Origin of the sequence: Yoonia sp. R2-816 (assembly GCF_046762905.1) — a bacterium.
Lineage (GTDB): Bacteria > Pseudomonadota > Alphaproteobacteria > Rhodobacterales > Rhodobacteraceae > Yoonia.
Map to the genome: position 1 here is coordinate 19,094 of NZ_JBKQXN010000188.1, position 15,904 is coordinate 34,997.

Consider the following 15,904-nt stretch of genomic DNA (forward strand, 5'->3'; position numbering starts at 1 on the left):
TGCCAGCCTTGCCGCATGACAGATATATTCCCAGAGCTTGAAGCCGACGCTGACGCCATCGCGCGTTTCACGAAAACCCAGGTCGCCCGAACCGAGGCGGCATTCTGCGACGCGCAATTTGATGCGGATGTGGCGCGGGTCACCGACATTATCGAGGACCCGGATAATCTGGGCGGCCTGATCCGGCGCGGCACCTGGATCTACAACTTCCACCGCAGCGCCACCCACCCACGCGGGTTGTGGCGACGGTTGCCCGAAACCACAAAGCCCGCGCCAGATGCCGACTGGCAGCCGGTTTTTGATCTGGATGCATTCTGTGCGGACACGGGCGAGGATTGGCATTGGGGCGGCGCCGAAACGCTGTATTCCAATCCCGACCGGGTGTTGATTATCCTTTCCTTCGAGGGGTCCGACCGCGACAGACTGCTGGAATGGGATTGCAACGCAGCAGCCCCAGTCCCCGATGGCTTTGACATCGCACCGGCCCGCTGTGGTGCCGCCTGGCTGGACGCTAACACGATCCTTCTTGCCACCGCAGATCTGCCCGGCGCCGCAACGCGGTCCGGCTGGCAGGGTCGGGTCATCAGGTTGCAACGGGGCATGGCCCTGGCCGCCGCGCCGGTGGTCTTCGAAGTCGACCACGACGATCTGCTGGCCACCACCTATACAATTTCGTTGCGGGATGGCGGGCGGGGGATCGCATTCGGCCGTATTCGCAACATCGGCGATATGGTGACCACCCTTCATCTGAATGATCAGGACTATGTGCTGGACGCCCCAGCGCATACCATGTGCAGCCACAATGACACGCATTTCGCCTATGTCGCCGCTGATGAAGGGCCCGATCCAGCGGGCACGCTGGTCCTCGCCCGGATTGACGGCAGCGACAAGCGCATCCTGTTTGAACCCTCAGCGCGGCGGGCCGTTAATGCTGATACCATTCTGTTCACGCGCGATCATCTGTTCTGGGTGGAACAGGACACGCTGGAACCCACATTAATGCGGCAGGACCTGACAGATCCATCAGCCACCGCGACACCGCTGCCCCTGCCGGTGGAAGCGCAATCCATCTGGATCATGCCATTCGATGCCGAGCCGACGGGAACCGGCCCGCTGCAAATCCTGCCCTCGGGGTTTCTGTCGGTGTCACAGGTCTGGACCTTCGGCCCCGATGACGCGGTGCCGGACTACACATTGCTCACATCCGCGACGGAGACGTTTGACAGCACCGGGATGGAAGTACGGCTGCATATGGCAACCTCGGACGATGGCACCGAAATCCCCTATCACATCGTACTGCCCAAGGATCATGCCGAAAAACAGGCCAAATTGCCCGTTCTACAATACGGTTATGGCGGGTTCGGCGTTGCACTCTCGCCCGGCTATCAGCGGGTCAATGGCCCGCTTTGGCTGGAACGGGGTGGGGCCTATGTGCAGGCTTACATTCGTGGCGGGGCCGAGTTTGGCAAAGGCTGGCATTTGGCCGCCAAGGGCAAAAACCGCATCCGCGCACTTCAGGATTTCGCCGCCGTGGCGACAGATCTGGTCACGCGCGGCTACACCACACCCGACCGCATCGCCTGCCATGGCGGCAGTAATGGCGGGCTGCTCTGCGGGGTGATGCTGACCCGCTATCCTGACCGTTTCGGCGCGGTCTGGGCCAGCGTCGGCGTGCTGGACATGCTGCGGTTTCACCTGTTTCCGGCAGGGGCTGGCTGGATCGACGAATATGGCGACCCCGATGATCCGGACGCACGCCAATGGCTTTTGGACTACTCGCCGCTGCACAACGTGGCGCAACACAGCGAACAGCCCTATCCGCCTGCCCTGATCGACACCAACGAAAGCGATGACCGGGTGGATCCGTCCCATTCCCGCCGCTTTGCCGCAGCCTTGCAGGCCGCCGGGCAACCGGGTTGGTTTCACAGCCGCTCTGGCGGGCATGGCGGCGGCGGTCAAAGCAAGGGGATCGCGCGGGAAGAGGCGCTTGGCTTTGCCTTTCTGCGGCACAGCCTGCCCGATTGAACCCGTCCTGTTTTAAGAGGCGCGGGCAACCGGCCCCGCCGTGGGCAAGGCCGCCATATGCCAGCGGTTCTTGCCCGCCTGTTTTGCCTTGTACATTGCCCTGTCGGCTTCGCGCAGCAGATCGGACGGGTCCGTTGACGGCGGCAGGAACGCGACCCCCACCGACGCGGTTACGCGCAGCGGCACACCGGGCAATTCACGCAGCGACACCTTGTCACGCACGGTTTCGCAGATCGCCTCTGCCAAGACCTCGGCCTCCTGGCGCAGGGTTTTGGGATTTACCGCATCCATCACAACGGCAAATTCATCGCCGCCCAGCCTGACACACAGGCCCCGATCATCGGTCAAAAGGTTGATCCGCGCCGCAATCACCTGCAGCAGCCCATCACCAACACGGTGGCCGTGTTTGTCATTCACCGCCTTGAACCCATCAAGATCGACCAGGATCAGGGCCGCCTTCGGGGACGGTTCACGTTTCAGTTTGGCATCCATGTGCTGCGTGAATTTCCGGCGATTGCCAAGACCGGTCAGCACATCATGCAGTGCCAGATGGGTGGCATGGGCCTCTGCTTCCTCTTTCTCCGTGATCACCGCGCGCAGGCGCCGGTTTGCGCGGTACATCAGCAACGGCAAGACCACCGGCAAGATAAAGGCGAGCGAGAAATACTCATCCAGTTGCCAGTCTTCATGCGCCCGTGTGTATTGATAAACGGCCTCGAACAGTTCGATCTCTGCCGCGATAAAAAAGGTCGTCACGGCCAGACCGACAACAACCCAGACAACCCAGTCTTTGTAAAACGGTTTCATGATGCTCACCCACAGCAACTTTGCCGACAATATCAAGGCAAAGAACAAGAAAACGTTAACGAATGTTCGATAACGGCCCTTGCGGCCCAAAACTGGTTGAACTTTTCCGCCAAATCGGTAAGGTTTAATTACCAATTTCGGGAAAATACCATGCCGGTAATCACCACAATCGACGACCTCAGACGCATTCACAAGCGCCGCGCGCCCAAGATGTTCTATGACTACGCTGAAAGCGGCAGCTGGACGGAACAGACCTTTCGCGAAAATACCTCCGATTTCGACCTGATTCGCCTGCGCCAGCGGGTGGCGGTGGACATGTCCAACCGGACAACCACATCGCAGATGATCGGGCAGGACGTGGCGATGCCCGTCGCCCTCGCCCCTGTCGGCCTGACCGGCATGCAATGCGCCGATGGTGAAATCAAGGCTGCTAAGGCAGCCGAAAAATTCGGCGTGCCATTCACCCTGTCCACCATGTCAATCTGCTCGATCGAGGATGTGGCCGAACACACCAGCACCCCATTCTGGTTCCAACTTTACGTCATGCAGGACGAGGAATTCGTTGATAACATCATCGCCCGGGCCAAGAATGCAGGCTGTTCCGCACTGGTGCTGACCCTTGATCTGCAAATCCTCGGTCAGCGGCACAAGGATCTCAAAAACGGGCTGACAGCCCCGCCGAAACTGACCATCCCCACCATGATCAATCTGGCCACGAAATGGCGCTGGGGGCTGGGGATGCTGCAGACCAAACGCCGGTCTTTCGGCAATATCGTCGGCCACGCCAAGGGCGTCGGCGACACCAGCAGCCTGTCATCCTGGACCGCAGAACAGTTCGATCTGCAATTGGACTGGGATAAAATCGCCAAGCTGAAGGAAAAATGGGGCGGCAAGCTGATCCTCAAGGGCATTCTGGACGTTGAGGACGCAAAGAAGGCAGTTGAAATCGGTGCCGACGCCATCATCGTCAGCAACCACGGCGGGCGGCAACTCGACGGGGCGTTGTCAGCCATCCGCATGCTCCCCTCTATCGTGGCCGCGGTGGGCGACCAGATCGAGGTGCATATGGATAGCGGCATCCGCTCGGGCCAGGACGTGCTCAAGGCGCTCGCTCTGGGGGCCAAAGGCACCTATATCGGGCGCGCCTTCATCTACGGCCTCGGCGCCATGGGCGAAGAAGGCGTGACCAAAGCGCTGGAGGTGATCCATAAGGAACTGGATATCACCATGGCCCTTTGCGGTCGCCGGGACGTGCAGACATTGGACCGCGACGTGCTGCTGGTGCCGAAAAACTTTGAAGGGGAATGGGCCTAACCCCGCCGCAAGACCGCAATCAACCACGCGATCAGGCGGGCCTGCCGTGCCCTGTCTCGGGCCACCCGACGCTCGACCGCTTTGGCATCCCACGGACCCAGCTTATAGTGCATCATCACCGCATGATCATAGTGGCTCATCTGACATCCTCGCTTTTGACCAGATGACCACAAGGCTCCTGACAGGCTGATGTCAGCAGGGCCTGTGCTAGTGTCAGCAGCGAAAGGGTGCAGACATGCCAAAATCCAACCGGCTCTTCGAGATTATCCAGCTCCTGCGGGCGGCCAATCACCCCATGCGGGCCGAGGATCTGGCCACAAAGCTAGAGGTTTCGACCCGCACGATCTATCGCGACATCGCGGCTCTTCAGGCGATGCAAACGCCGATCGAGGGGGCGGCAGGCATCGGCTACGTCATGCGGCGCGGTTATGATCTGCCGCCACTGAACTTCGACACAGAAGAGATCGAGGCGCTGCGCGTGGGTCTGGCCATGTTGTCACGCACCGGCGACGGCGCGCTGCAAAGTGCCGCCTACCGCATCCACGCCAAGATCGACGCCTTGCATGGGGCCGCGGACTGGCTGCAGGTCTCTCCTTGGGGTGCCGCACCTGACGATCCATCACAGGGCTGTGTTTCGGTCGCGCATCTGCGGCAAGCGATCCGCGACGCGCAAAAACTGCGGCTGACCTATTGCGATGGGCAAGGGAAAAGCACATGCCGCACCATCCGGCCTCTGGCGCTGGTCTATCACGTGGAATGCGTGATCATAGCGGGCTGGTGCGAGTTGCGCGGCGGGTTCCGGCATTTTCGGGCGGACCGGATCTATGCCTGTGAAATGCTGGCCGATACCTTTGCCGATCAGGCCGAGGCCCTGCGCAAACTATGGGCCGAACATAACCGCTGGGACACGCGAGAGGAGGCCGGTTGAAACCGCTTCCCAGCGCTTTCTGACCGGCCCCAAAACGTCAATCCATTGACTCAACGTAAATTTGAACACAATGTGATCACTAATCCGGCCAGTTTTCCGGGTCGGTTTTCCGAGTGTGAACAAATAACAAGGAGTTTCTCACATGCGCTATTCAACACATCTGATTGCAGCCGCTGCGCTGACGTTTTCGGCAGCAACGGCCAATGCGGGCGGCCTGTCCCCCGAAATCATGGAAACACCACCGCCGATGGAAGACAAGATGGAGCCCGCAGGGTCCTCAATCAATTCCACCTATGTCATTCTGGGCATTCTTGCCGCGCTGCTGATTGCAGCGGCTATCAACGCCAATGATGATGACGACGATCCGGAACCCACACCTGATGCATGAACTGGCAAACTGATTGCCGAACATACCCAAGGGTCGGCCACCGCCGGCCCTTTTTCGTCAGGCGGCCATCTTGGCCCGACCAGTCGGAGCCAACCGCGAGACGGCCATCGCCAGCGGCACCGCGCTGATCAACAACAGTGCCACCGCCGCAAATGCGACCCGCAACCCAAACGCCTCTGACATCAGCCCCATCAGCATCGGCGCAAAAAAGAACCCGGAAAAGCCGATCACGGCCACCCGGCTGATCGCCTCGGTCCGCAGATGGGGTGCGACCAGCTTGCCCACCAGCGCCAGCCCCATGGGGCCGATGACCGACACGCCCAGCCCCAAAATACCAAAGCCCAGATAGGCGATCACCGGGGTGGGTGCGACCGCAGCAATCACGGCACCCGATGCGGAAATCAGCGATGCGGTGACCACAACCACCACTTCGCGGTAACGCTCGGCAATGGCCTGGCCTGAAAACCTGCCAACGGCCATGGTCAGGCCCAACATGGCCGGACCCAGTGCGCCTTCCGCAGCACCCCCGCCAAGGGTGCGTTCCACATGCAGCGCCGACCACGCCTCGACCGTCGCCTCTGACATGAACGCCACCAGCACGATCGCGCCGCACAGCACAATCGGCCACAGCGGATAGCGTCCGGCGTAACCGTCCTCAGCGGCAACATAGGTGACATCCATCCGCATGAAGGGGACCATCAAAATACAAAGCACGCTGAACGCCGCAAATACAGGGGTCGGGGGCAGCCCCATCTCTCGGGTGACACTGACAACAATTGCAGCAGCGGCATAAGCTACGGAAAACATCGCATGATTAGCGTTCATCAAAGGGCGGTCATGCTTGGCCTCCAACTCGCTCACACGGGCATTCATCACCACGTCCAACAGGCCAGAGGCCAGACCAACCAGCGCCATAGTCGCCGCAAAAAGCAGGGGCAGCGTCATCCACCCGGGCAACAGCCATGCCAGCGACAAAAACACAACGCCCACCTGCATGCCGCGTCCGCCCAGCACCCGGTCGGCGCGGGGGGCCAGCCACATTGCCGAGACAAGGCCCGTGGCAGAGCCCAAAAGCAGCAGGCCGAACACCGCATCGTTCACGCCAAGCTGCGCCTTGATGACCGGCACATGGGCCGCAAAACAGCCCCAGAATACGCCAACCACAACAAAGGCGGCGGCGGGGCGACGGGACACGGACAAGGCATTCAGAACAGACATGCGCCCATGCCTGCCCGCGATTTTTTCCCAAAGCAAGTTTCAAATGAGGCACCGGATTTCCGCCTGGACATCCGGTCGCAGGTTCTTGTGCGGCGCTCGCCAATTCTTACATCGAGGGTGGGAATAAAAGGGGATCACACACATGGAACATATCATCGTCGCCAGCGACCTGTCGGACCGCTCAGAACAGGCATTGCTGCGCGGTGTGAACCTCGCACGACGCCTGGGCGCGAAGCTCAGCGTGCATTACGTTGTCGACAGTGCAATGCCGCTGGCCATCGCCGAGGATGTGAAGTTTCAGGCACAAACCGCGCTCGAAACCGCGATGCAGGCTCATGTGCAGAACGGTGATGTGACCTACAATATCAGCGTTGAGATCGGCGATGTTGTTGATGAAATCACGCAGGCCGTCCGGCAGATCAACCCCAGCCTTCTGGTGGTCGGCGTTCACCGTAGACGGCTGTTTCTGGACCAGATCAAGGAAACCACGATGGAGCGTCTGATCCGCGCCAGCCGCCAGCCCGTTCTGCTGGTCGCAGGCCCGGCCGATCAGGAATACACCAATGCGCTCGGGGCGATCGATCTGTCCCGCGCTTGCGAATCCGCTCTGCGGCACCTGCGGCGCATCGCCCCCGATGCGGCGCTGACACTGTTCCACGCGCATGAGGTGTCATTCCTCAAGGAATCGCAACGCGACTACGCGACCTGGAAAGCCGTCGCATCACTGCCCGAAAACATCCCCGATCCGATCTTTGTCGAAGCATCCCCAGCGGATGCCGTCCATGATCTGATGAAAACGGGCAAATACGATCTCTTGGCCCTCGGCGCGCATACCCGCTCCAACCTCAGCCGTCTGATGCTGGGCGGTCTGACCGCAGGGCTGATCCGCAACCCGCCCTGCGATCTACTCGTCGCGCGGTAGCCGGCGTTCAAGCCCGGCGCTTGCTGAACGCGGCCTTGCCCAGCGCCCAAGCGTTTGCCAGCACCGTGCGCCATGCCGACATACCGGGATCGGGGTCCTTGCCCTGCCCCATCCGCCTGATTTGGGTTTCGTAGTAAGTGATCGCGAGCATGAACATGATATCCAGCTTGCGAATGCCTGTACTGGGACGGCCCACCTCTCGGGTATAGGCCGGATCGGCAGCGGCATGTCGTGGCAGCTCAGGATCAAGCGTCAGCGCCCGCGCGATACCCACAAAATCAGTGGCACCTGACGCCAGCGCGGCCTCCATCGCCGCGACAGACCGAAAACCGCCGGTCACGGCAAGGGGCACATCGGTGCGCTTGCGGGCCTCGGCCGCGAAATCCAGGAAATAAGCCTCCCTCTCACCGCTGGATTGCCTTGCCCCGGTCATTGCCGGGCTTTCGTAATTGCCGCCGGAAATCTCGATCAGGTCAATGCCCTCATCCGATAGGGCGGTGATCAGATCATAGGCTTCTTCGCCTTCAAACCCGCCTTTCTGGAAATCCGCGCTATTCATCTTGATAGAAACAGGAAAATCCGGGCCGACCGCCTGCCTGACGGCGCGATACACCTCCATCACGAAACGACGGCGGTTTTCGGCGGTCCCGCCCCAGTCATCGGTGCGACGGTTGTGGTGCGGCGACAGGAACTGACTGACCAGATAGCCATGTGCGCCGTGTATCTGGACACCATCAAAACCGGCACGCTGCGCAAGGGCCGCCGTTGTGGCATAGCGCAGGATCAAGGCTTCGATCTCTGCCTGCTCAAGCGCACGCGGCGTGGCAAATGACGCCTGAAGCCCCGCACCCAGCGCAACAGCACTCGGGGCCACCGGCGCCGGGGTCAGAAATTTAGGGCTTTGCTTGCCGGGATGGTTGATCTGCATCCAGAACCGGGCGTCAGGGTTGGCACGATGAACCGCATCGGCCCAGGCCGCAAAGCGGTCCAGATGGGTGTCATCCTCCAACACGACATTCCCCGGCTCACCCAATGCGGCACGATCAATCATCACATTGCCGGTCACGATGATCCCCGTGCCACCGGCGGCCCAGCGTTCATAGACGCGGTAATGGGCGTCCGTGGGCAGAAACACACCCTGCTCCGCCATCACCTCGCTCATTGCTGATTTTAGAATGCGGTTCGGCGCCGCGATCCGGCCCTGCGGATCAAACGAGCTGAACAATATCGGGGCGTGCTCCGGGGTTTGTCCGTGGGTGGTCATTATCTGCCTGATCATTATTGGAAGGGTGTCGCGCGATCAGCGTCACCCATCCTTGCCCTATCTTCAATCAGCAACGTTGCGTCGGTTCAAACTGTCTGCAAAAGCAGGGCTGGCCAGGTTTCAGCAAATTCGCCAAAAACCTCTTTCCAAACGCCCGAATCCCGCCTATAGCGCAGGCTTCATCGGGCTCGGACACCCTTGGAGGCGGGCCCCTACATCAAAGGACTATACTATGGCTGGAAAGATCCCAGATCTGAACGCCACGGTACGCGCGGGGACAGGCAAGGGGGCCGCCCGCCAAGCTCGCCGCGATGGCGACGTACCTGGCATTGTTTATGGCGGTGGGGCAGACCCACAGGCGATTAACATCCCATTCAACTACCTGCTGACCATGCTGCGCAAAGGGCGCTTCATGTCAACGCTGTTCAACCTGAAAATCGACGGTCAGGAAGACGTGCGGGTGATCTGCCGGAACGTGCAGCGTGACGTGGTCAAAGACCTGCCAACTCATATCGACCTACTGCGCCTCAAGCGCACAAGCCGTGTGAAAATCTTCATCCCGGTCGAGTTTGCAAACGCAGACACCTGCCCTGGCGTGAAAAAAGGCGGCGTTCTAACCGTTGTGCGCAACGAAGTCGAGATGGACGTGCTGGCCGGTGACATCCCTGATCACATCACCGTCGATCTGGCCGATGCCGAGATGGGCGATGTGATCCACATCAGCGAAGTCACACTGCCTGAAGGTGCAAAGCCGGTCATCGACCGCGATTTCGTCATCGCCAACATCTCCGCGCCACGCGCCTTGGTTGCCGAAGACGATGACGACACCGAAGAGGTCGCAGCGGACGAAGTACCGACAACGACCGAAGAAGAAGCCGAAGCCGAATAAGCTGCCCGGCAGCGACGAATTGAAGGGCACCCAATGCGGGTGCCCTTTTTTGTCGCGTGTGTTGTCCTTGGTGTTCGAAAGGCATCAAACTATGATCCCATACGTTCGACGTGCGACCGCGTCGAAAAACACCTTCACAGGAAAGCCGAACTTCGCCGGATTTGGAAAATGCCCCGGCGAAGCTGAGAAAACAGACACTAAACCTTCGCATTCACGCACGTTAACTGCGAGCGCAGAAACATTTTTCCACCTGAGCGAGAATAAACCCCGGCGTTGCCGCGTAACTCCATCACAAGGCAAAAATATTGAGGCCTTGGTTAAGTTCAACGCATAGCTAGATGGAGATAAAGTAATGTCTATTGTAACCAAACCAATCGGTGGAGACGGCGGAAAATCGTTTGAGATTGAGGCCGTTCGGACCATCGGATTCCGTTCAGGCAACCGGGTGGATGCGCTTGTCCTGAATGGGTCGCGCAAAGGCGGCGGCGGTGGCCGCGAGAGCCAGGTCCTGGAACTTCAGGGCGACGAGTATATCGAGCATATGGAAATCTGGGCCAACAAACACAAGAACAGGTCCACGCGCATTCATAAAATCTTCCTGCGCACAAGCCGCGGCCGCACCCTGTCGGTGGGCAAGGCGTCCGGCACCAAGACAACCCTGTCGGGCGTGCGCATTCTTGGTCTTGGCGGTAAGAGCGGCGCAGAACTCGACAAACTTCGGGTGCGCTACATCGAAAACTACACGCCGTCGGACATTATCGAACAAGGCGCTTTGGCCGTGATCGGCGTGATCCCGCAAGGGCAGACGACGGAAACATTCGTCTCCAGCCGGGTGTCGAAACTATCAGCGTCGAGCCTCTTTCTCGAGATTGTCTCAACCGTTGAGACCTCAAGCGAGACCGGCGGTGCCGTTGGTGAATTTACCGCCAAAGCCAGCTCAACGTTTGGGCTGTCGGTCACCACGTCAAGTGAGTTCCGCGAAGAGATCGAGACCGAAACCTTCGAGAGCGAAAAGATCACTTACGCACCGCCGGCAGGTCATGTCGGGCTTGAGGTTATCCAGATCGACGTCTTCAAGGCGAGTGATGGCACAATCTGGCAGTTCCCCGTGTCGGAGCCGTCGATTGTCTCCACACCGGTAGCCAGCAGCCCGGCGCTGTTTGCCAATGTCTACGACATGACTGGAACGCTGAGCCTGAACTTCCCGGCTCTTGCCCAGGATCGTGTTGAGAAGAACGGTCAGGACTATTACGCGCTCAAAGCTTTGACCGCAGCAGCGGCCTGATCACATCCAACCTTGCTGAGGGGCGCAGATTTCCCCTCAGCCCCTGACCGAACCACGGCTTCCGCAGAAAGGCTCTTCTTCAGAGGAACCTGCTGCGGAGGCCTCACTGTTCTTCAGCCCGCCGATGATTTTCTCTTCGGTGACAGGAAGGTCACCAGCATAGTTTGAGACAACCCTACTAGCACGCAATCACGATCGGCTCTGGCCGGTCCACACGGCACAGATCGCAGGTGCGCACCGCCTCTGTCACACCCATCAATGCCAGTTGGCGGAAACTGGGCAGTTCAAACGGATCGGCGGCGGAATAATCCACCTCGTAACCGATATCCTCGAACGACCCGATCGACATCCGGCTCAGCGGGCGGTCGGCACCGGACAGAAATCCGGTCAGTAACTCATCCCCAAAGATCAGTTCGCGCCAATGGGCCTCGCGCGTGCCACCGCCGCCGGTATTCGCCACGGGCACGGCAGATCCGCCATCGGGATCAAGTGCTATGTATTCGCGTGACGCCGCAGGACCGACGAACCGAGGGTCAGCCGTCCCGGCCCCGGCAATCAGGCGCTTGGCCGACCACAGCGTGCCGAACCCCAGCACATGGGCCATCTCATGCAGGATCACATCAGCAAAACTGCCCTCTGCCTCCAGCCGGGCGATATCGGCCTCATCAAATTGCATCACCCCGGTCACCGGCAGGCCGGTATCGCTGCGCAGGGCGGTTGGCCCCGCCTGCCCCAGAACGCCCTGTTCGCCGTCAATCGGTTCGATACTCGCGTCGATCTGAAGACCGCGCAGGGTCTCACCATCCACATCAATCGGATCAAAGGAACTATCAATCACCCGATCCCACATCGCCGCCGAACGCTCAAAGACATCTCGGCGGGCGGCTGACATGTCTCCTGAAAAAACAAGTGTGATCATCGACGATACCTCCTTGTGATGGGTCTGGGGCCAAGACAACCGCAAGATGCCGGAATTGACCAGCCCGTACAGCGATGGGTGGCAAAAACGCGCAGGCGGCGGGCAGCGGCAATGGGCGCAACCTCGCTACGTCAAACGGATCTCAACCTCGGTCTTGACCGATTGCGCAATGTAACATTTCTCATGGGCCGCCTCATGCAGCGCCTGCAACTCCCGGTTATCCGGCCCCGGGCCGGCCCATCGGGTCGTCGGAAACAGGGTAACCTTCGCCATCCACATCCCGCCATCTGCCGCCTGTGACATTTGGCCCACTGCGGGATCATGATAAGCTTCTGCCTCATGCCCCGCCTGCCGGGCCAGATCAAGAAACCACAGCATATGGCAGGACGAAATCGAAGCCACAAATGCCTCTTCAGGATCAATGGCGCCGGGGTCCGAATAGGGCACCGGCACCACCTGTGGTGAGGCAGAGGCGCGGCAAACAGCCCCGCCCCCCAATTGCCACTGGTGGTTGCGGCTGTATCTGCCATCCGCGAACGGACCGCTTTCGCGGACCCAGATCACGCTTGCCTGATATTCGTGCATCCTTGCCGTTCCTTGCCACCATCAAGAGAGCCGACCACCCCGGAAAGCCAAAACCAACGATCACTGACAAAATACGCGCACCATCCCCCAATGCCCGACACTATTCCTGCGCCACACCGACATGGCATTTCGCAGCAAAACCAAGCTATTACGGCATATCAATGGAATTCAGTTCAGGCCAGCAGCGCGGCACAAGAGACGCAAAAGCGGCGTCAGACCGCCTGTGGCAGCGGGCGGCCTTCATCCCAGGCAATGATGTTATCGAGCGCCATTTGCCCCATCGCCTCGCGCACTTCCAGCGCCGCCGTGCCCAGATGCGGCAGCAGAACGACATTTTCCAAGGCACGCAACGCCTCCGGCACCAGCGGCTCTTTTTCGTACACATCCAGCCCCGCCCCGGCGATCCGCCCGGCCTGCAACGCGGCAATCAGGGCGGCCTCATCCACCACATCGCCACGGGCGATATTCACAAAAATGCCGGTCGGTTTCACCGCGGCCAGCGCTTCGGCATTGATCAGATGGGTATTGTCGCCACCACCCGGCACGGTGACCACTATGATATCAGCCTGAACCATCAGATCGGTCAGGCGATCCACCTGACGGGCGGGCAGATCGACTTCCTTACGCGAACGGTTATAAAAAATCACTGGCATATCAAAGCCATAATGGCAGCGCCGCGCCACCGCCTGCCCGATCCGGCCCATCCCCACGATGCCCACGGTCTTGCCTGTCACATGGGTGCCAAGCATCTGGATCGGCGTCCAGCCCTCCCATTTCCCGGCCCGGACAATCCGCTCTCCTTCGCCTGCACGGCGACAGGTGGACAGTATCAGGGTCAACCCGATATCGGCGGTAGCATCGGTCACGACATCCGGGGTATTGGACACCTGCACGCCTGCCGCCTTGGCGGCAGCCGCGTCAATATGGTTATACCCCACCCCGAAATTCGCCAGCACACCGCAGCGCAGATCACCGGCAAAGGCATCGGCGACAAACTGATCCCCCAGCGTCGGCAATATCGCGTCATAGTTGCGCAACGCCTCCGCGGCTTCGGCAGGTGTCAGCCCCATATCGGCCTCGCGCAAGGTGACATCAAAGCGGGCGCGGGCGGCGGCAATATTGGCATCGGGCAAGGCCCGGGTGATCAGCAGCTTTTTCAATGCAAACGCCCTCCATTCGGCACATTCTGGTCCGGGCCGACAAGTACAACCTCACCCGCTTCATCCGGCATCCCCAGCACCAGCACCTCTGACATGAACTTGCCAATCTGGCGGGGCGGGAAATTGACCACCGCCAGAACCTGCTTACCCACAAGTGTTTCTGGCCCATAATGGGCCGTGATCTGGGCCGAAGTTTTCTTCTCCCCCAGCTCACCGCCGAAATCGATCCACAGCTTAATGGCCGGCTTGCGCGCCTCCGGATAAGGCTCGGCCCGGATCACGGTACCGACCCGCACATCAACCTTCAAAAAGTCATCAAACGAGATCTCAGCCACGGGCCAACTCCTCTGACCGGCGGGTCGCGGCGGCGACCGTTTTGTCCATCAATGGTTTCAGCCCCTTGGCCTCATCCATCAGCACCTCCAGCCCGGCCTGGGTGGTGCCATTGGGCGAGGTCACATTGACACGCAATTGCGCAGGGTCCTCATCCGCCGCCATGGCAAGCGCCCCTGCCCCGGCAACGGTCGCCTTGGCCAGTTGCATCGCCAGATCGGGGGCCAGCCCTTGCGCTTCGCCTGCGGCGGCCATCGCCTCGATCATATGAAACACATAAGCCGGGCCGGACCCGGACAGACCGGTGACCGCATCCATCTGTGCCTCGCTGTCCAATCGCACCGTCTGCCCTACTGCCTGCAACAATGCCTCGGCCAGCGCCATATGCGTCTCCGTCGCCCGCGCATTGCCAATCAACGCCGTGATCCCCTGCCCCACCGCAGCGGGGGTATTGGGCATCGCGCGGATAATCGGGGTGTCAGCCCCCAGCACCTCTGCGAATTTGGCGATCGGGGTGCCTGCGGCCACAGACACGAGCAGCGCATCACCATTGCCAAGGTCCTGCATGGCCGGCAATGCATCACCCATCATCTGCGGCTTGACCGCGATCAGGACAATCGCCGGGTCGGCGGGCAATTCGGTGTTCAGATGCAAGCCCTGCGCCTGCACCCAGTCTGACGGATGCGGATCGATCACCCAGACAGACGCGGGCGGCAGACCACGGTCCAACCAGCCAGCCAGCATGGCCGACCCCATCTTGCCACAGCCCAGCAAGACAAGACCGCGCCGCTTCAGATCACCATCAATCATGGAAACTCCCCCATTCGTTGCCCGGAGGTCAGGGCCTGTTGCCATTCAACATGTGCCACCGGTTTCAGGCAAAATTGCTCAGTTCTAGGAAAAAGAGCGCAGGACTAACGGGTTAATTCAAGCTCTTTTGACGCAGAAATGGGCAATTTTGACGAAATCCTTGCTGGACGCGGCGCATTTTGCCTCTGCCATCGCGGATTTGCCCTGCCGATGAACCACATCGCTGCGGTCAAATCAGCTTGTCAGCGGCAAAATGTGTCTCGCGCTGGTGGCGCATGTTGAATGGCAACAGGCCCTCGCCAAACGTAAGATGGGTTTAAACCCATCCTACGTGAAAAAATCAGGCGCGCCCGTAAGCCCCGCCAATGGCAACCTGCACGGCCTCTTCAGGGGTGCGGTCGGCCCAGGTGACCAGTTGAATGGCCGGGTAATACTGCTCGCAAGCCGATACTGCCGCATTGATCATCGTATCGACCTGATCGGGTCCGGCCATCTGGTCGCCGGTCAACACCAGGCCATAGCGGTAGACCATCAGTTTCTGCTCACCCCACCATGTGAACGATCCGGCCCAGCAGCGATCATTGATGGTGTTGAGCGTCTCGAAAAGGGCCGGCATCCGCTCTGCGGGTGGCTCCATCTCATAGGTGCAGATCAGACGCAGCGTCTCATCATAGGCCGACCACGCCAATGTGATCGAATAGGTGCGCCACTGGCCTTCGACGGCCATGGCGATCTGGTCATCATGGATACGGTCAAATTCCCATTCGTGGTGTTCTGCGATATGTTCCACCAGATCAATCGGGTGAAGGTCCTCTGCCTCAAGGTAGTGTTCAGATAATGCCATAATACGCAGCCTCACTGCTTTGGCGCTCGGGTCATGGCAGCGCCCCAAGCGCTAGGTGCCTGCTCTAGGGGCGGTGTTGTTCACGTTTATCCCCTACGAGATATGGTGGAGGCAATCACCCCCTCCTGTAAAGCAATTTCTTGGGGATAAGTGATCCGTCACGAATTTTTCTGCCCGAGAATTGCGTTCGGGCCAACTTGATGAACAAAGTGT

Annotated in this window: 17 protein-coding genes; 7 read left to right on the top strand and 10 right to left on the bottom strand. The window is 60.0% G+C overall.

Translation table 11 applies throughout. The features are described 5' to 3' along the window. Window positions 1–15: 15 nt before the first annotated feature. Entirely contained in the window at window positions 16–2,025 is a 2,010-nt protein-coding gene (locus ACFWW2_RS11385) for a prolyl oligopeptidase family serine peptidase (protein WP_393928194.1), read from the top strand. Between the two features lie 12 nt (window positions 2,026–2,037). Here ACFWW2_RS11385 and ACFWW2_RS11390 read toward each other — a convergent pair whose 3' ends face one another. Beyond that, window positions 2,038–2,832 carry a GGDEF domain-containing protein gene (locus ACFWW2_RS11390; protein WP_393928195.1) on the bottom strand — a complete coding sequence of 265 codons (795 nt, stop codon included), beginning with the start codon at window positions 2,830–2,832 and terminating at the stop codon, window positions 2,038–2,040. Between the two features lie 150 nt (window positions 2,833–2,982). On the opposite strand from ACFWW2_RS11390, the gene ACFWW2_RS11395 reads away from it, so the two are divergent. Further along, entirely contained in the window at window positions 2,983–4,146 is a 1,164-nt protein-coding gene (locus ACFWW2_RS11395; RefSeq protein ID WP_393928196.1) for an L-lactate dehydrogenase, read from the top strand. Here ACFWW2_RS11395 and ACFWW2_RS11400 read toward each other — a convergent pair. Then, window positions 4,143–4,286 carry a hypothetical protein gene (locus ACFWW2_RS11400; RefSeq protein ID WP_393928197.1) on the bottom strand — a complete coding sequence of 48 codons (144 nt, stop codon included), beginning with the start codon at window positions 4,284–4,286 and terminating at the stop codon, window positions 4,143–4,145. The two genes, ACFWW2_RS11395 and ACFWW2_RS11400, sit on opposite strands and share 4 nt — an antisense overlap. Window positions 4,287–4,381: 95 nt before the next feature. Here ACFWW2_RS11400 and ACFWW2_RS11405 point away from each other — a divergent pair, with 95 nt between their 5' ends. Both ACFWW2_RS11405 and ACFWW2_RS11410 read left to right on the top strand, forming a co-directional pair. Further along, on the top strand, window positions 4,382–5,074 hold the full coding sequence (locus ACFWW2_RS11405) for a helix-turn-helix transcriptional regulator (RefSeq protein WP_393928198.1): 693 nt from the start codon (window positions 4,382–4,384) through the stop codon (window positions 5,072–5,074). Between the two features lie 142 nt (window positions 5,075–5,216). Next, a complete protein-coding gene (locus tag ACFWW2_RS11410; protein ID WP_393928199.1) occupies window positions 5,217–5,462 on the top strand; it encodes a hypothetical protein in 246 nt (81 codons plus the stop codon). A gap of 57 nt (window positions 5,463–5,519) precedes the next feature. On the opposite strand, the gene ACFWW2_RS11415 is transcribed toward ACFWW2_RS11410, so the two are convergent. Continuing rightward, window positions 5,520–6,680, bottom strand: coding sequence for an MFS transporter (locus ACFWW2_RS11415; protein ID WP_393928200.1), 1,161 nt, complete (start codon window positions 6,678–6,680; stop codon window positions 5,520–5,522). Between the two features lie 142 nt (window positions 6,681–6,822). On the opposite strand from ACFWW2_RS11415, the gene ACFWW2_RS11420 reads away from it, so the two are divergent. Next, window positions 6,823–7,602 (top strand): universal stress protein, encoded by a 780-nt coding sequence (locus ACFWW2_RS11420; RefSeq protein WP_393928201.1) that lies wholly within the window; start codon window positions 6,823–6,825, stop codon window positions 7,600–7,602. Window positions 7,603–7,609: 7 nt separating this feature from the next. Here ACFWW2_RS11420 and ACFWW2_RS11425 read toward each other — a convergent pair whose 3' ends face one another. Then, window positions 7,610–8,866 carry an NADH:flavin oxidoreductase/NADH oxidase family protein gene (locus ACFWW2_RS11425; protein WP_393928202.1) on the bottom strand — a complete coding sequence of 419 codons (1,257 nt, stop codon included), beginning with the start codon at window positions 8,864–8,866 and terminating at the stop codon, window positions 7,610–7,612. Between the two features lie 232 nt (window positions 8,867–9,098). Between ACFWW2_RS11425 and ACFWW2_RS11430 the strand changes: the two genes are divergently transcribed. Further along, on the top strand, window positions 9,099–9,755 hold the full coding sequence (locus ACFWW2_RS11430; RefSeq protein ID WP_393928203.1) for a 50S ribosomal protein L25/general stress protein Ctc: 657 nt from the start codon (window positions 9,099–9,101) through the stop codon (window positions 9,753–9,755). Window positions 9,756–10,107: 352 nt separating this feature from the next. Next, window positions 10,108–11,040 carry a jacalin-like lectin gene (locus tag ACFWW2_RS11435; protein ID WP_393928204.1) on the top strand — a complete coding sequence of 311 codons (933 nt, stop codon included), beginning with the start codon at window positions 10,108–10,110 and terminating at the stop codon, window positions 11,038–11,040. Window positions 11,041–11,218: 178 nt separating this feature from the next. Here ACFWW2_RS11435 and ACFWW2_RS11440 read toward each other — a convergent pair whose 3' ends face one another. From ACFWW2_RS11440 to ACFWW2_RS11465, 6 genes are all read right to left on the bottom strand, one after another. Beyond that, a complete protein-coding gene (locus ACFWW2_RS11440; RefSeq protein WP_393928205.1) occupies window positions 11,219–11,959 on the bottom strand; it encodes a leishmanolysin-related zinc metalloendopeptidase in 741 nt (246 codons plus the stop codon). A gap of 126 nt (window positions 11,960–12,085) precedes the next feature. Beyond that, entirely contained in the window at window positions 12,086–12,544 is a 459-nt protein-coding gene (locus ACFWW2_RS11445; protein WP_393928206.1) for an OsmC family protein, read from the bottom strand. Window positions 12,545–12,756: 212 nt separating this feature from the next. Then, window positions 12,757–13,704 carry a 2-hydroxyacid dehydrogenase gene (locus ACFWW2_RS11450; RefSeq protein WP_393928207.1) on the bottom strand — a complete coding sequence of 316 codons (948 nt, stop codon included), beginning with the start codon at window positions 13,702–13,704 and terminating at the stop codon, window positions 12,757–12,759. Then, complete coding sequence (locus ACFWW2_RS11455; RefSeq protein ID WP_393928208.1) at window positions 13,701–14,039, bottom strand: tRNA-binding protein; 339 nt, start codon at window positions 14,037–14,039, stop codon at window positions 13,701–13,703. Before ACFWW2_RS11455 ends, ACFWW2_RS11450 begins: the two co-directional genes overlap by 4 nt. After that, entirely contained in the window at window positions 14,032–14,847 is an 816-nt protein-coding gene (gene proC, locus ACFWW2_RS11460) for a pyrroline-5-carboxylate reductase (protein WP_393928209.1), read from the bottom strand. Before proC ends, ACFWW2_RS11455 begins: the two co-directional genes overlap by 8 nt. A 340-nt stretch (window positions 14,848–15,187) precedes the next feature. Next, window positions 15,188–15,691, bottom strand: coding sequence for a YbjN domain-containing protein (locus tag ACFWW2_RS11465; protein ID WP_393928210.1), 504 nt, complete (start codon window positions 15,689–15,691; stop codon window positions 15,188–15,190). Between the last annotated feature and the right edge of the window lie 213 nt (window positions 15,692–15,904).